The organism is Kolteria novifilia, assembly GCA_007748055.1.
Taxonomy (GTDB): domain Bacteria; phylum Planctomycetota; class Planctomycetia; order Kolteriales; family Kolteriaceae; genus Kolteria; species Kolteria novifilia.
Map to the genome: position 1 here is coordinate 617,865 of CP036279.1, position 15,654 is coordinate 633,518.

The following is a 15,654-nucleotide window of genomic DNA, read 5'->3' on the forward strand; positions in this document are numbered from 1 at the left end:
TCACCAGCCAATGGGCACCCGGTCACTTCCGAAGAGACCGTCGATCCGTCCACAGACGTCGGCTCGTTTCGCGGTGGCGCTCCGGATGGTCTCCACGGCATCGCGAAGCATGGGAGATTCCGGGCTCGCGAGGTCGACATCGCGGAGTCGCCGGTGGGCCTCGTGAAGGAGGCGATGTGTCTCACGTAGCTCGCTGAGGATCGGCATGATCTCAGCCGGATCGCCCAGCAGCGAGGCTCGTCGAGTAAGCTCCTCTCGTTGTTGCTGAAGCCGGCTTCGCGTCGCGGGATCGGTTGTCGTTTCGTCCGCGAGCTCCAAGAGCGTCAGTCGATCGAACAGCTCGGCTGGCGAGACGTTGATGCTGACACTCGTCGTTTGCGGGACCGAACTCGTCAGCGTTTCAAGGACCATCGCGATCTCGGCGAAGAGGCCGCCCCAGTCGCCGCGTTGCGTCTGCCGGAAGAGTCGCATCGTGGGATACCATGGGGAGTCGGCCCGCTCGAGCATGAACCGCCAATCGCACGCGATCGGGAGTGCGACCCAGACCGGAACGCCCAGGGCGCCCGCCAAGTGCGGAATCGCCGAGTCGGACGTGATGATCAAGTCGAGCTGGGAGGCGATCGCCGCCGTGTCCATGAAGGGTCCCGACGACTCGTCGACGTCGAGGCCGAGATCGACGATTGGCCAAGTTTGGGAGAACTGATCGAGCTGGTCGCGGCCGTGTCCCTTTTGAAGGTTGATGAGCGTGATCCCAGGGACGCGCGAGAGTGGCTCGAAGGCTGCCAGTGGGATGGAGCGATCGGCGTCCTCGCGAAAGTCAGGGTTACCCTGCCAGGCGATCCCGACCCGAAAACCGCTCTTGGGAAGCCTCGTCGCCCAGTGGTCGACAAGCTCGTCGCGGGGAAACAAGTAGGGGATGGGAACGGGAATCGACTCCAGCGTCGTCTTGAAGATTCGGGGAAGACTCAACAGGGGAGCATGGACATCGAAGTGAGGCAACGGTTCCCCCTGCGGGATCAATTGATCGATCCCCGGCGTCAGCCGCAAGAGAGGGGTCAACTCCGGTTGGCACTCCACGAGCACGCGCGCCCCTTGTTGTTTGACCAAGAGCGCGTAGCGGAGGAACTGCAGCGTGTCTCCGATTCCACGTTCCGCATGGAGCAGGATCGTTTGTCCGCGAAGTGATGAACCATCCCAAAACGGTTGGGAGAATGGCCGCATCGGGGCGTGGGCCCAGCGCCACTCGTACTCCTCGAACCCTTTCTCAAGATCCCCCAGTAAGAGTCGCATTTGGGCGGCGTTGAAGCGGGCGTCGGGATATTTGGGAATTAGCTCGCATGCCTTGTCGTAGCTTTCGAGTGCTTCTTGAATTCGTCCGCACTTTTGCAGTGCCGCGCCGAGACTGTTGAGGGCCGGGGCGAAGTCCTGTTGGAGTTCCAAGGACTTTCGCAGATAGGGAAGCGCTTGTTCGGGCTCTCCCTGACTGGTGAGCATCACGCCGATATTGTGGTGTGTCTCCGCGCTGTTGGGGTCCATCTGCAACGAGCGATTTAGGCAAGCGGCGGCCTCCTCGAACCGCATTGCGTTGACGTACGCCGCGCCAAGATTGCACTGGGCATCGGCCGAGTTGGGCTGTAGGTCGACCACCGTCTGGAAGTGAGACATCGCTCGGTCCATTTGCCCGAGCGTGGTCAACAGTTGGCCCATGAACTCGTGGATCGGGACCGACTTGGGATCGAGGCGCAGCGCGTCCTCAAGGGAGGCGAGCGACTCCTGCCAGCGTCCGCACGACGCGTAGATCCGCCCAAGCTGGAAGCGAGCGTCGGTGAAGTTCGGCGTGAGGGCCAGGCAGTCGTTCAGCGCCTGGATCGCTTCGTCGAAGCTCCCTTGCCCGGCGAGGGTTAGCCCGAGTTGAAAGTGAGCCTGGGGGTTCCCTCGGTGGGCTCGGACCACGTCCCGCAACCGTGCGATGGCCTGATCGAGATCGCCCCGCTGGCGGGCGACCATGGCGAGCATGAACGGGATCTCGCTGTTGTTGGGATCCTCGCGTTGGGCCTCTTCAAGAAGCCGTTCGGCTTCGTTGACTTCGCCCGACTGGAGGTACATGAAGCCACGCGCGGCTTTGCTGAGAGCCTGGGTCATGATGGAGGAGCTTCCGCGGTCAATGGTCAACCTTGTCCGATGGCCCGGTTACTATACGAGTCAATGACGGGCATTGTTAGCGCCTCGTCACCACGAGGCCAGGGGGTCGGCGAAAGTCCCCACGGGAGTGCGTTCCGGGATGGATTGGGATGTCGCGGTCATCGGAGCGGGGGCGGCGGGGTTGCTCGCCGCGACGCGTGCCGCCGAGAGGGGCAAGCGGACGATCTTGCTCGAGAAAAACCGCAAGCCGGGGGTGAAGATCCTCATCTCCGGGGGAACTCGCTGCAACCTGACCCATGCCACCGACGCGCGGGGCATCGTCAAGGCCTTCGGCAACTCCGGCAAGTTCCTGCACGGGGCGCTCGCGGCCCTCTCTCCCCAAGACGTCATCAAACTCGTCGAGAACGAGGGCGTCGCGACAAAGAGAGAGGCGACCGGCAAGATCTTCCCCGCCAGTGACCGTGCTCTCGATGTTCAGCGGGCCCTCCTCGGACGACTGACTCGCAGCGGCGCGGCCCTTTCGCTCGACAATACCCTGGAGGACATCGATCGTGCGGGAGAGGCGTTCGTGCTGCGAACCTCAAGCGGGCTCGTGATCGCGCGCAGTGTCATCGTGACGACGGGCGGGATGTCCTACCCGGGCTGTGGGACGACCGGCGACGGCTACCGCTGGGCGAAATCCTTCGGGCATCGCGTGGTGACGCCACGCCCGGCACTCGTCCCGGTGATGATCGACGATGCCAAGCTGAGGGACCTCAAGGGAATCACGATTGAGGATGTCGCCGTCCGTCTTCTCGATACCAGGGCGGCATCGCGGAAGAAGGGGATCTTGGGTCAGGATCGCGGGTCGTTGCTCTTCACGCACTTCGGCCTCTCGGGGCCAGTGATCCTCGACATGAGTCGAGCGATCAGCGCTCATGCGACCCCGAAACAGTTGCGGATTCTCTGCGACTTCCTCCCCGAGACGAACCTGGAGAGCCTCGAGTCACGTCTGCGGTCCGAGACGTTGGCCAACGGCAAACGCTCGTTGACGGTAATGCTCGGCGAGTTGCTCCCGCGTCGGCTCGTCGAACTTCTCGTGGAGAAGGCGGGCGTTCCTTCCGAGCGGCGGCTCGCGGAGTTGACTCGTGGGGAACGTCGCGCCGTGGTGGAGAGGATAAAGTCGCTCGAGCTGCCCGTCGAGTCGACCAAGGGATTCGCGAAGGCCGAGGTCACCGCCGGAGGGGTCTCGCTTGCCGAGGTCGATTCACGCGACATGCAAAGCAAGCTGGTTAAGGGACTCTACTGGGCGGGCGAGGTGCTCGACCTCGACGGGCGCATCGGAGGATTCAACTTCCAGGCCGCCTTCAGCACCGGTTGGCTCGCGGGGGAGAAGGTCGAGTGAGCGAGCACGCCCGCTTCGTCAACCGCTCTCCTTCGGGTGCCATTGGCTGCTTGTCATCCATTGCCAAGGGATAGGCCAACATCAGTTGGAACAGAGTCCTAATTCGCGTAGAGGATGTTGAAGTAGGCGGTGACGTCGCTCGGCTTGGCATCGTTGACCGGGTCGAGTTGGTAGCGGTGATTGACGCCGATCTTCCACTTCCAATGACTGGTGACGCCGCCGATCGGAAAGAGAATCGCGGCATCGTTGTTGACGCGGACGGCTTGCTCGCTGTTGAAGTCGGGAAAAGCGGTGCCGGACCACTCGATGCGGGCACTCTCGCCGATCAGACGCCGGTATTCTCCCTCCAGTAGCCAACCACTTCGCAGCTCGTTGGGCGTCTCGGCCTCTTGCGTATAGACGACTTGGGAGAGGGTCGGGCCGGTGCGGACCAAGAGCCGTTCCTCGAGTCGGTCGATGAAACGGTAGCCCAACCCCGAGGAGGAGACATTTCGGATGATGACCTGGGCCGCTTGGTCATGCTCGAGGTCATCCTTGCCATAGACGACCCAACGGCCGCGCAGATTGCGATCGAGCGTTACTTGCGCGACGGCCCGTTGATTGAGGTCGGCGTTCTGCTGTTTGTCGAAGTAGCCGTTGATCGACGCCGAGAAGAAACCGAGCTTGCTGCGACGATTGGTACGGAACGCCCCCTGGACGTTGGTCGAGGAGACGTTACCCTGGCGGAATGAACCTCCTGCTTCGGCTTCCCAGTTCCACACCGACTTGGACTCGTCCGTGTCGACCCGCGAGGCGAGCTTTGTCCCGAGAAGCTGCCGCTGTTTCTGGAACGAAAACTCGGGTTCGCGCTCGGGTAGTTCGTTGGCGTCGATGGGATTCTCGCCGAACGGATCGAGCGGAGCGGGAAGGAGCAAATTGGCATCTCGAATCGGGCCCAGAAGGGTCCCGAGCACCGGCGGCACGTCGGACGCCCTCACCGTGACGATCTCCGCCGCGTCGCGAGCGACGACTTCCACTTCATACTCGAATTGACGAAGGCGCTTGAGACGTTGGAGCTTGTTGGGAGGACCGAGTTTCGGTGCGCTCGAATCGGCCGAGTCACTCGAGTCCGTCGATGGCGATTTGTCGGCGGACGAGGCGCCGGGGGAAGTCTTGGTGTCCTGGGATGGCTTGGCGGCGCCCTCGGGAGAAGGGGTGAGGTAGCCGCGCATGGGCAACGAGTCGATCTCAATGATCTCGACGTCTTCCCAGTTCGCCGGCCGAGGCGCAGCCGCTTCCGGCGCGCCGCTCGGGTCCATCCCGGGCGAGCCGTTGAACAGAAGCACGAGCCAGAGGGAGAGCTTCAAGGACGTCATGACTCCACGGTGTGCATGGCTTGGGCGTTTTGGGTGGAATCGGGGCTGAGGGAGGGGTCGCACCAGCGTTGTCTGGGAGCGGAAGGTGCCTACAGTCCCGACTTTCTCGTATCCCCCAATGGGGGGACGGGCTCGCTTCCCCGGAAGGGACAGCCCGCGCTCGATTCATAAACGAATCCTCTATGCGAAGCAAGCGAGGAGCGAGCCAATCCCGATGGTCTGCTGGGTGATGTTGGTTCCATCCCACGGCGGCCCGTCGCGTAGTCCAACCAGGTCGAGAGCATTCTGAATGAATCAGTACCTCTACGGAGTCGTTCGAGCGGCGGCGGAGACCTTCGACTTTCCCGAGCCGATCGTCGAGGTTGGCTCCTACCTGGTGGAGGGGCAGGAACGGTTCGGCTTGCGTTCGCTCTTTCCCGGGAAGGAGTACCTCGGGACCGACATGAGGCCGGGGCCGGGGGTCGACCTGGTCGCCAACGCGGAGCGGCTCTCCGAGTCGGTGGGCGTGGGAAAGGTCGGCACGATCATCGCCCTCAGCGTGCTCGAGCACACGCGACACTTCTGGAAGGCGCTCGATCAGCTCGACGAGGTTTTGGCGGACGACGGATTTTTGCTGCTCAGCGTCCCGTTCTGCTTTCACATCCATGCCTATCCCAACGACTATTGGCGCTGGACCCCCGAGGCGATGAAGCTGGTGCTGGAAGGCTATCCGAGTCGCGTGGTGGGGACGCAAGGGCTGGGAAAACGGCCGACGCACGTCTGGGGAATCGGTAGTCGTCACGCGATCGAGGAGGCGACGTTCGCGGAGCTACAAGGACGAATCGACGACTACGCGGCGGAACCGCTTCGGCTCTCGACGAGGATCCGCTACGAACTCGGCCGCTTGATCTGTGGACCGAGACCCTTCGAGCCCTGGCTCACGCGGAGCCGAGGAACTTGCGAGTTGATCTCGTCGGTGGCGACCGAGGGTGAGGCTGGGTGTCAGTTGGACAAGGGAGAGGTTCGTTCGGGGAGCTGAGTGCCGCACTGGCCGCAAGTCCACCCGCCCTGTTGGTGCGAACCGACGACGATACCTTCCAGATCGTTGGCGTGACGTTGGGAAAAGGCGTTGAGCGCCAAGCAGATCGGGCAAACCTCGATCACGCCGTTCTCGACCAGTTGTCTGGTCGCCGAGGAGATCTGTCCCTCCTCGTGCAGTCGCTCAATGAAATCGATCCATTCTTCCATGTCAGGCCCTCGCCGAGGTGAGGAATGGGAAGCGGTTGACCAAGAGATCCGCTTCTTCTGTTCTTCATTTTATGGCATCGAACCCACCGAGCGCAGAGTGGAAGGAGTTTTCGTTCCGCTTTCTTCAAGAGCGTGGTACGTGGGCGACGATTGGTTCGCCTTTTCCTGCGAACTTTCGCCGCGGACAAGTTGAACTCGCGTCACTTTCGTTGGGAAAGTATGTTCATCCTCCCGGCACGTCTTTCCGCCATTGGGACGCGGTGCCGCGACGAGAGAGATTGAGGTCGAGGAGGAGTCGATGAGCCACGTGGAAGAGATGGGAGAGACACGACCGGAGGGAGTGGACGAGTCGACGCCGCCGCGCCCAAGCTTCCCGTTCGTTCTCGAGTTCCTCCTCGTCTTGACGATCTTCGCCATCGTCGGTGGGTCGCGCATCGTCCCAGGCTACAACGAAGACCACTATCTCTCCAAGGCCCGCCACTTCTGGCAACCCGAGTGGAACAGTGGCGACTTCTTCTTGTCGACCGCCGATGCCCACGCCGTCTTCTACATCCTGGTTGGGTGGTTGGCCAATTTCCTACCGATGGATCTCTACGCGTGGGCGGTTCGCTTCGCCGAATGGTCGCTTCTCGCCTTGGGGTGGGTCGTGCTGAACCGCGCCGTTGTGCCCTTTCCGGGTTTTTCCGTCGTCTCCGCATTGCTCTTCGCGGGCCTACAACGAAACACATCGATGGCCGGCGAATGGGTCATTGGCGGCGCCGAGTCGAAGGGGTTCGCGTGGGCGTTCGTCTTCTGGGGACTGGCCAACGCGGTGCGCGGGCGCTGGAGCGTCGCGGTCGTCTGGCTCGGCTTGGCGACGGCACTGCATGTCCTGGTTGGAGGCTGGGCGGCGTTGGTGCTCGCGGCGGTCTGGATCCTGGTCGGTCGCCGGGACGAGTCGTGGAAGTCGCTCCTCGTGGGAGGCCTCGTCGGACTCGTCCTCGCCTCGGCGGGGCTGATTCCCGCGCTGATGCTCAATCGCGAGGTCGACCCCGAGGTCGTGGCCCAGGCGAACGTGATCCACGTGCACGAGCGACTTCCGCATCATCTCTACCCACCCGCCTTCAAGCAGGAGAAGGTCCGCCGCTATCTGCTGACGATCGGCGCGTGGTTGCTGATCGCTCCCTGGTCGCTCCGGCACGAGTCCTCACGGCGATTTCAGCTCTTCGTCGTCATCTCGTGCGCGATCACGATCGCGGGACTGGCCATTGTCTGGTTGACTCGAAACGACGCGGCGGCGCAAGCCTCGCTGCTGCGCTACTATTGGTTTCGCAGCGCGGACATCACGGTCCCGATGGGGCTCTGTCTAGGGGTGGGCTTGCTCGTTGAGTCCCTGTGGGAACGTCGACGGGGTTGGGCGATCGGCGTGCTCCTGATCGCGTTGGCGGTCGGCGGCTGGAACAGCATCGATCGCATCAGGCAGAACTGGCGAATCGGCCTGCCGCACATCTTTCATCAAGACCTCGACAGCGACGAAGCCAACCGGGCGTCCTACCGCGCGTGGAGGGAAACGTGTCGCTGGATCGAAGAGAACACGCCGCCCGATGCCGTCTTCTTGACCGACGCGAACTGGCGCACGCTCGGCTGGTACGCCGGGCGGGGAGAAGTCGTCAACTGGAAGCAGGTCCCGCAGGATGCCGCGAGCGTGGTCGAATGGCGGGAGCGAAATCGGCGGCTCCACGGCGACGTCAAGTCGCTGAGCCAACGCTCGAAACTCAACCAGAAAGACCCCGATCACTTGGTGAGCGTCGGTGCCCAACTCGGAGCGACCCATGCCGTCACCAGGGCGACGCCGCCGCTCTCGTTACCCGTCCTCTATGAGAACGACTACTTTCGGGTCTATTCGCTCGAGGGCGAAGAGCCGGCAACGACCTCCCCGGCCAAGGACCGCTGAGGACTCTGTCAGGGAAGGCTCAGTAGCAGCGCCGTTGCCAGCAAGAGGATCGCCGCCCAGTCACCGCCGCCAAGGCGATCGCTGCGGTTGTTGAAGCGAAGGAACTTCAGCAACGCCCCCGTCGGACATGCGTATTGGCAGTAGGCCATCGGCACGAAGAGCGAGACGATCAGCCCGGCAACGGCGACCGCGATCGTGCCCCAACCAGCGACACGGAAGATAAAGGCGTCAAAGGGCTCGATCGAGGCCAGGTCGACGTCGAGATGACGAAAGGTCACCACCAGGACCCATGCGAGCAGCAGTAGCGGAGTCAGTTTCAGCAGGCGATGAAGTCGATGCGGTATCTTCCAACGCCACGGCAGACGTTGTTTCACCAACTCCTGCGCGGCGCCGTAGGGGCAGTAGTGGTGACAATACCACTGTTTCTTCGTCGTCAGCGGGACGAGAAAAGCAACGGCGCCGACCAGGACCAGACCGGTGGCGATTCGCCACGGAACGCCATGCTCGGCCCAGCCAACCAAGAGGGCTTGCGAGAGCAAGTCGCCGCTGACGAACCCGACATAGAGCACGAGAAAGACCTGGAAGAGACGACGCAGCCAGAGCTTGCCGCGCAGGTTGGAGAAACTGAGCATCAGCCCCACCACCACGACGATCCCCAGCCCGAGATCCCGAAGTCGTGGCTCCCAGACGGGCGTCGCGGGAGCCTCCCGATGATAAAGAATCGAGCGGGCGCTCGCGGCGAGCGAGTCGACAAGGGCCGCGCTGGTCATCGTCGCCCCGGAGACCGCGTGTGCCTGGGTGTCCTTCTCCTCCCAAGAGGCCAGTTCCTCGAGGGGCATCTCGCGAAAGCCACGCATGAAGGTGTAATCGCTCGTCACATCCTCCACGTAGACTGGCGTGTCGTAGCTCTCCTTGATCGCGATGCCGGTGACGTGGTTCCCCGTCGGATCGATCCCAAGAAGGGCATCGGTCGGGCCGCGATAGCCGATGCGATGGTCGTTTCTCGGAGACGTGCGCGCGACGAACCCAACCCTCCGATCGTCCGTATCCCGAATCTCGAGAAGTTCCTGGGACGCGGGGGTTGGCCGAAACGCGTTCGCGTCGGGAAAGAGCCGTTGGATCTCCTTGAGCGTCACCGGATCTGGGAAGCGAAACGACGGCTTCGATCCTCGGACGCGGTAGAGAACTCCTTCGGCCAACGCCAGGCTCGTCAACGTCGCGCCCGAAACCGCTTGCACTGACTCGAGCTGCTCGAGATCCTCCCACGTCAACCCGTTGAATCCCGTCATGAAGGGGGCGTGAGCGACGACTTGCGCGACGTGGTCCTCGGTGTCTCCCGAGGAGACGAGGTCGATCCCGACCACGCGATCGTCGGTCCCGAAGGCGATGAGCGTGTTGTTCGGTCCCGAGTAGCCGATGATGTCGTCGCTCATCGGCGAGGTTTGCAGAACATACCCGAGCTTGGTGCCATCCTCGTCGACGACATAGCGTCCGCCCCGAACGGGGTCGGTTCCGGTGAAGCGGGCCGCGCGGGGAAAGAAGGGCAGGACCGAGTCGACGCCGGCGCTGACTTCGCGCTGGGCTTTCTCCTCGGCGAGGTGGCGTTGGTGATTGGCGCGGATCAGGCAGAGAATGGCCAGAACGAGCGTCCAGCGAAGGAGGTGGAGCCCCCAGCGCCTCCACGGGGTGCCGCGCGGCGGGCTCGGCGATTCGAGGATGGAGAGTTCGTTGGGCGAACGGTCGGCCATGCGAGGCGCTTTCGGTGATCGCGGAGGAGTCTTCCTCCAAGAGCTTATTGGATGCCGGGGAGTTAACTTCCCCGCATCATCGCCGAGCTGGCCGAAGGATCAAGTCGAAGAGTCGTTCAATTGTCGAGGCAGCGGATCAATTCGGGGACATCGAAGACGAGACCGAGTTTTTGGCCGCCCAGTTGCGCGACCCCCGAGAGGAGTTTGCAATCGACCAAGTCGCGATCGAAGTTCTTCAGCACCATTTTGCGGTAGCCGGTCAGCCGTTCCACCGTCAAGACGACGCCCCGACCGTGATGTGTCAGGACGATGCCGTTGCTGTAGCCGTTGCGGTTGCCATTTCCCAGTAGGCCGCCCAGAGGAACGACCGGCAGCGTCTTGTCCCGAATGACGGCGACCGCCGAGCCGCCGATCGTGCTGAGCATCGTCGGCGTCAGATGGACGACCTCTTGAACGAAGTCGACGGGGAAGGCCGCGAATTGACCGTTGCTCTCGCAGAGCAGCCCATCGATCATCAGGACCGTGCTGGAAATCGGGAACGAGAGGACAAAGGTCGTCCCCTTGCCGAACACCGAGTCGATCCGCAGTCGACCTCGGTTGCGTTCGATCGTCGAGAGGACGACGTCGAGCCCGACGCCGCGTCCGGAGATGTCGGAGACGGTGCGCGCGGTGGAGAATCCTGGGCGGCACAAGAGTAGACGGATCTCGTCCTCGCTCAGAAGCGCGGCTTCTACTTCGTTGACCACGCCCTTGTCGATCGCCTTTTGAAGAATTGCTTGGCAATCGATTCCCTTGCCGTTGTCCTCGATCTCGATCAGGACCGTCTCGCGGTCGGTTCGGCAGGAGACGCGGAGGTGGCCCTGGGCTGGTCGCCCGGTTTGGGTTCGCTCCTCGGGTGTTTCAATGCCGTGATCGAGGGCGTTCCGCAGTAGGTGTGTGAAGGGGCCTTCGAGTTCCTGGAGCAAGCTCTTGTCGATGAGTTGGTCGGCGCCCTCGACGACTACCTCGATCTCCTTGCCCAGCTCGGACGCGAGCTGACGCGCCATTCCCGGGGCACGCTGCAGCAAGACGCCGGCGGGGACCCGACGAACGTCCATCACCGACTGCTGGAGCTTGTTGACGGTGATCGCGAGTTCGCGGTTGATCTCGTTGAACTCGGACAGAAAATGCGTCTCAACGTCGGTCTCGCCGAGTCGATGTTGCAGGTCGCGATAGAGTTCGACCGTGAGTAGCGTTTCGCCGACATGGTAGACGAACTGATCGAGCACTTCTTCGCGGACCCGAACGGTGGCGGCGATGGATCGTTTGGGAGAGCCCTCGTCGGTGGTCGCCTCGCGCGCCGCTTGTTCAGTGTCGGCCGGCTTCTCCTCCACTTGCTCGGGGGCGGCGACGCGGAAAGAAGGCAGGACCGCTTGAACCTTCTCGGCGAAGGTCGAGACGAGCAACTCGTCGAAATCGAGCGGGCTCTCGTGGATCACCCGGCAATCGGTGATGGCCTGTTCGAATTGTTCGGCCCCGTCAGCGTGCCCCTTCTCCTTGAGCAGGGCGACCAGAGCGGTCCCTTTCTCGAGAAATCCCTCGACCACGTCGTTGGGAAAGGAGTCCTCGCTGGAACCGGCGAAGAAGGCTAGGGTCGCGTGGGCCTGCTCGGTGACATCGACGCCGTCGACTTCGAAACGGCTTTCGAGGCCCACGGCAATCCAGTCCTCCTCGTCCGACGTCTCCTCCTCGAGCGACACGTCCGCGACCAAGGCTTGCAGTTCCGCGATCCACTCATCGACGCCGTCACCATCGAAGGAGTTGACGTGCCGGGCGATGTCGCGAAGGAGTTCGCCAGACAGGTCCGCCGACCCGTCCGCCTCGGCGGCCGCCCTCTTGAGGGAGTCGAGCGCCTCGGACTCCTCGTGGCGCAGGTCGCTCGTGGGCGGGTTCGACGCCGCTCGGGGGATTTGGCTCGAAACCAGGTCAATGCAATGCACCAGACGTTGGTTCAAGTCCGGGGTCAGGGAAAGTTGGTTGGAACGCAAGCGGTCGAGGATGTCCTCGACGATGTGGGCGAAGTTCTTGACGTTGAGGAAGCCGAGGAAGCCGGCGGTTCCCTTGATGGTATGAATGGCACGAAAGACGAGGTGCAGACGAGACAAGTCCCCGGTCGAGAGGACCTCGGAGAGTTCTCCCTCGAGTCCCTCGAGCAGTTCCGACGATTCCGCCAGAAAGTCTTCGACAAGCGAACGATCGGAGCTCATGGAGGATTTCGAGTCCTTCGTTCAGCGTTCCGTCGCTGGCGGCGTGGGGCAACGATCGGAGTCCGCCCCAGCCCATATTGCCTTCGCGTCGCGGCCCACTTGATTCATCGAGAGCGAAACCGCTCTCTGCCCGATCCGACGCGCATTCTTCGAGACCATGTGAGTATAGCCTAGCCCACAAGATGTGCGCGTGCGGGATTGGAAGTTCGTCAATTCAATGAAACTGTTCTGGTGGCCGTTGGATGCGCCTGCGGGCCACCCCAAGAAAGGGGGGGAATGCCAACGCGTTAGTGGGGCGCGGTGGCGGCGACGGGAGCCGCTTCCTTGGAGGCACGCAGCTCATTGAGCTCTTCGGCGTACAGCTTGCGGACCACTTTCGACATTCGCCAATCGACGTAGCGGGGGCAAAGCCAGTTGACTAAGAGTAGGAGCCGGGCATCCTTCTCGATCCGCAGTTCCTTCTTATTCCGCTTCATGCCGGACACGATGCGGTCGGCGACGACTTCCGGCGGGATGCCCGCGTCCCGATGGAGCGGAAGGCGCCCCTTATGGGCGAGCAGGTTCTCGGCCAGCGATGTTCGGGTGAGGCCGGGAACGACGAGCATCAAGTCGACGTCGAAACGAGCCAGTTCCGCGCGGAGGGCTTCGGAGAACCCGCAGACCGCGAATTTGCTCGCCGAGTAGTCGCTCCATGCGGGGACGCCGCGCCGGCCCGCCATCGAGCTGACGTTGACGATCAGCGGCTGTTCGCCCCGCGCGAGTAGCGGGATGGCGTGTCGGCAATTCTCGGCCGTCGCGAAGAAGTTGACCTCCATGACGCGACGGAGAACGTCACTTTCGAGGTCGACGAAGTGCCCATGGGCACCAATGCCGGCGTTGTTGACCAGCACATCGAGGCCGCCGTAGGTCTCGACGGCGGCCTGAAAGAGGCGCTCGCGATCACTCGAGTCGGTGACGTCGGTCGGGACGGCGATCGCCTCGCCTCCCGCGTTGGTGATCGTCTGGAGGAGCCCCTCGAGCTTGTCCTCGGAACGAGCGGCCAGCACGAGTCGTGCTCCCTCCGCGGCGGCGGCGAGCGCCAGAGCGTGTCCGATCCCGCTGGAGGCACCGGTGATGATGATTCGTTTTTGATGAAGATCGCGTCGCATGGTTGGCCCCTGGATGGCTGATCGACGCGGTGGTTTCGACGTCACGTCGTCAGCGACGTCCCCATTGTGACGGGCATCGGCCCGCTTGCAATGCGAGCCGGACGCGATCGCCAAGGATGCCGAAAGGCGACGCCGGGAAAGCTTGACCAGACGCTACAACCCGACCTCCGGCGGCTCACTCGTTGAAGGACTGCGGAGGGTTCTCCTCCGGATGGTCCTCGTTGGTGAACTCCGGCGGATCGGGCGCGGGGGGCTCGTCGGTTGGGTGGGGTGGTTCCACGTCCGACGGGGGCGGTGCGGAGAAGTCGGGCGTTTCCGTCGCGGTGCTTCGCAACTCCGCCGAGAATTGCTCGTCGCGTTTGGTGATATACCAGAAGGCGACCAAGCCGACCCCGATCAGCGAGAGTAAGACGGCGATGAAGATGATGATGTCGGTGCTGATCTTCTCTTCGGGGGGCTGAATGACCTTGAAGCTGTTGCCGATCAGCATGGGGGTGGCGTACCAGCTTCCGTCGGCGGCCTTGAATTCCATCAATTTCAGGAACATCCCGTCGAACGAGACCCGTTCGGAGACATCGAGGCCCGGTTCGATCCCCTCGGGCAACTGCGTGAAGAGCCCGACGATCGGGACGTCGATATCGTCGACGAAGATCCAGGCCCGATAGAACTTGTCCAATCCGTAGGGGTTCTTGAACTCCAGATCTTCCGCCTCGATCTCGAGTCGTCGCAAGGCTCCCACGACATGGATCGGCGTCCCGCGGTAGGCGTCGGGATCCTTGTAGAAGTTGGTGATGAAGATATCGCGGCGGACCTTGCCCGCGAGGACCTTCGGAGGGGTTGTCGAGGCGACGCAGAGGAGTTGGAAGAGGGCGGGCGTCGACTTGCGTTTGCGCTCCCGGAGTTGGGCTCGCGTCAGCTTGCGTTTTTGGCTGCCCGATGTCGGCTCGTCGACCTCGTCTTCAACCTCATCCAAATAGACCTTGTTGACCTCGGTGCATTCCTCGGTCTGAACCAGTCCAAGCGGGTTGAAGGCATCCTTTCCGTCACCCTTGGGCACCTCGGCCGGGGCCTCGTTCTCGTCACCGATCGCGGCGACTTGGACGATGCCGGCGCCCAAGTTCGGAAGACCTTCGGGCAGCCCTTCGATTTGGACGAACCGTTCGTCTTGGGGTTGGTCGGCGGGGCCGGGTTCGATGCGAACCAACTCCGCGTCGACGGGCTCCTCGAGGAAGAGCTGCCGCATCAGCGAGGGATCGCGGACCTCGCGAATCGCCATGATCACGAAGACCATCGCGGCCACGAGGAAGAGCAGATGGGCGATCTCCCGTTTCCCGAGCAGGGGGGGGATTTTCGACGACCGACGCGGCATGAACCTTCCTTTGTTGACGATTTCCGAGCCTGGTGAACGCGACGCGAGTGAATTGGTTGTTGGGGACCGGTTCCCATGGCCACTCGATGCCGCCACGCCCACCAGCCAACGAGCGATTATTCTCTCCTTGGACGTGGGAAGAACCGGGAATGTTCCCGGTTAGCGGCTCTGACGCTTGACACCCCAACTCCACCCGTTTAGGGTAACCGGCACCGCTGTCGAAGACAACAATTGCTCGGTTTGGGAACCATCCGGGCGCACACGGCGTCAAAGATCGGTACTTGGCGTTTTTACCTCCTTCTCGTCGACTTCGGGAACGGAACATTATCGGGGGACATAGATGATACCGGAGCAACGAGGGCTTCGTAGGAGATATTGGCTTTGCAGCGCGTTGCTGCTCGGCCTGCTCATGTTCAGTCAGGCCGCAGTGCTGGCGCAGGAAACGGAGAGCGAGGTCCCTGCCGAAGCGCCGAACTTCCTGATCTACGTGTTTCAGGCATCGCCAACCTTCTTCTTCTTGATGCTGGTGATCTCGGTCTATCTCGTGACGCTTGTGTTCAACAACTTCACGAAACTGCGGTTGCCGAAGGTGGTGCCGCAAGAGTTGGTGGCCAACATCGACGCGATGTTGACCGAAAAGCGATTCAAGGAAGCCTACGAGGTGGTGAAGGCGGATAATTCGCTCTTCGCGCGGGCCTTGACGGCGGGCGTGGAACGCTTGTCTCACGGATTCGATCGGGGGATGGACGCCCTGATGACCGTCGCCGAGGATGGTCGGATGGAGATGGAACACCGCGTCTCTCCGGTCGCGACGATCGGCGCCGTCGCCCCGATGGTCGGACTTTTGGGAACGGTCCTCGGGATGATCCTGGCGTTCCAACAGATCGCCCAGGGTGGTCAGCCCCGTCCGGCCGAACTGGCCAAGGACATCGGCCTCTCGCTGGTCACCACGCTCGAAGGGATCGTGATCGCGGTCCCGGCCATCTTCTTCTTCTCCCTGTTCAAGAATCGCGTCGCTCGACTGGCGTTCGAGGTCGAGCAGCTCGGCGAGAGCTACTTGTGGCGCTTCTCCCGTGCTCTTGAAGCGAGAGGGAAATAGCGG

At 62.6% G+C, this 15,654-nt stretch carries 11 protein-coding genes; 4 read left to right on the forward strand and 7 right to left on the reverse strand.

Annotation, left to right across the window (positions count from 1 at the left end):
- Entirely contained in the window at positions 1-2,142 is a 2,142-nt protein-coding gene (locus Pan216_RS02320) for a tetratricopeptide repeat protein (RefSeq protein ID WP_145254251.1), read from the reverse strand.
- 139 nt (positions 2,143-2,281) lie between these two features.
- Between Pan216_RS02320 and Pan216_RS02325 the strand changes: the two genes are divergently transcribed.
- Positions 2,282-3,526 carry a BaiN/RdsA family NAD(P)/FAD-dependent oxidoreductase gene (locus Pan216_RS02325; protein ID WP_145254254.1) on the forward strand — a complete coding sequence of 415 codons (1,245 nt, stop codon included), beginning with the start codon at positions 2,282-2,284 and terminating at the stop codon, positions 3,524-3,526.
- 98 nt (positions 3,527-3,624) lie between these two features.
- On the opposite strand, the gene Pan216_RS02330 is transcribed toward Pan216_RS02325, so the two are convergent.
- Positions 3,625-4,881 carry a DUF481 domain-containing protein gene (locus Pan216_RS02330; RefSeq protein ID WP_145254257.1) on the reverse strand — a complete coding sequence of 419 codons (1,257 nt, stop codon included), beginning with the start codon at positions 4,879-4,881 and terminating at the stop codon, positions 3,625-3,627.
- A 289-nt stretch (positions 4,882-5,170) separates the two neighbouring features.
- Here Pan216_RS02330 and Pan216_RS02335 point away from each other — a divergent pair, with 289 nt between their 5' ends.
- Positions 5,171-5,899 carry a class I SAM-dependent methyltransferase gene (locus Pan216_RS02335; RefSeq protein WP_145254260.1) on the forward strand — a complete coding sequence of 243 codons (729 nt, stop codon included), beginning with the start codon at positions 5,171-5,173 and terminating at the stop codon, positions 5,897-5,899.
- Here the strand turns inward: Pan216_RS02335 and Pan216_RS02340 are convergent.
- The gene (locus Pan216_RS02340; RefSeq protein ID WP_145254263.1) at positions 5,863-6,108 is read right to left on the reverse strand and encodes a hypothetical protein; all 246 of its coding nucleotides are present in this window, start codon (positions 6,106-6,108) and stop codon (positions 5,863-5,865) included. The two genes, Pan216_RS02335 and Pan216_RS02340, sit on opposite strands and share 37 nt — an antisense overlap.
- Before the next feature lie 298 nt (positions 6,109-6,406).
- Between Pan216_RS02340 and Pan216_RS02345 the strand changes: the two genes are divergently transcribed.
- A complete protein-coding gene (locus Pan216_RS02345; protein ID WP_145254266.1) occupies positions 6,407-8,041 on the forward strand; it encodes a DUF6798 domain-containing protein in 1,635 nt (544 codons plus the stop codon).
- Between the two features lie 8 nt (positions 8,042-8,049).
- On the opposite strand, the gene Pan216_RS02350 is transcribed toward Pan216_RS02345, so the two are convergent.
- The 4 genes from Pan216_RS02350 to Pan216_RS02365 all read right to left on the reverse strand — a co-directional run bounded on the left by Pan216_RS02350 (position 8,050) and on the right by Pan216_RS02365 (position 14,552).
- A complete protein-coding gene (locus Pan216_RS02350) occupies positions 8,050-9,789 on the reverse strand; it encodes an FMN-binding protein (protein ID WP_145254269.1) in 1,740 nt (579 codons plus the stop codon).
- Between the two features lie 116 nt (positions 9,790-9,905).
- Complete coding sequence (locus Pan216_RS02355; RefSeq protein ID WP_145254271.1) at positions 9,906-12,035, reverse strand: chemotaxis protein CheA; 2,130 nt, start codon at positions 12,033-12,035, stop codon at positions 9,906-9,908.
- Between the two features lie 287 nt (positions 12,036-12,322).
- Entirely contained in the window at positions 12,323-13,183 is an 861-nt protein-coding gene (locus Pan216_RS02360; RefSeq protein ID WP_145254275.1) for an SDR family oxidoreductase, read from the reverse strand.
- 175 nt (positions 13,184-13,358) lie between these two features.
- Positions 13,359-14,552 (reverse strand): hypothetical protein, encoded by a 1,194-nt coding sequence (locus tag Pan216_RS02365; protein WP_145254277.1) that lies wholly within the window; start codon positions 14,550-14,552, stop codon positions 13,359-13,361.
- A gap of 340 nt (positions 14,553-14,892) precedes the next feature.
- Between Pan216_RS02365 and Pan216_RS02370 the strand changes: the two genes are divergently transcribed.
- On the forward strand, positions 14,893-15,651 hold the full coding sequence (locus Pan216_RS02370) for a MotA/TolQ/ExbB proton channel family protein (protein WP_145254281.1): 759 nt from the start codon (positions 14,893-14,895) through the stop codon (positions 15,649-15,651).
- Positions 15,652-15,654: the final 3 nt, after the last annotated feature.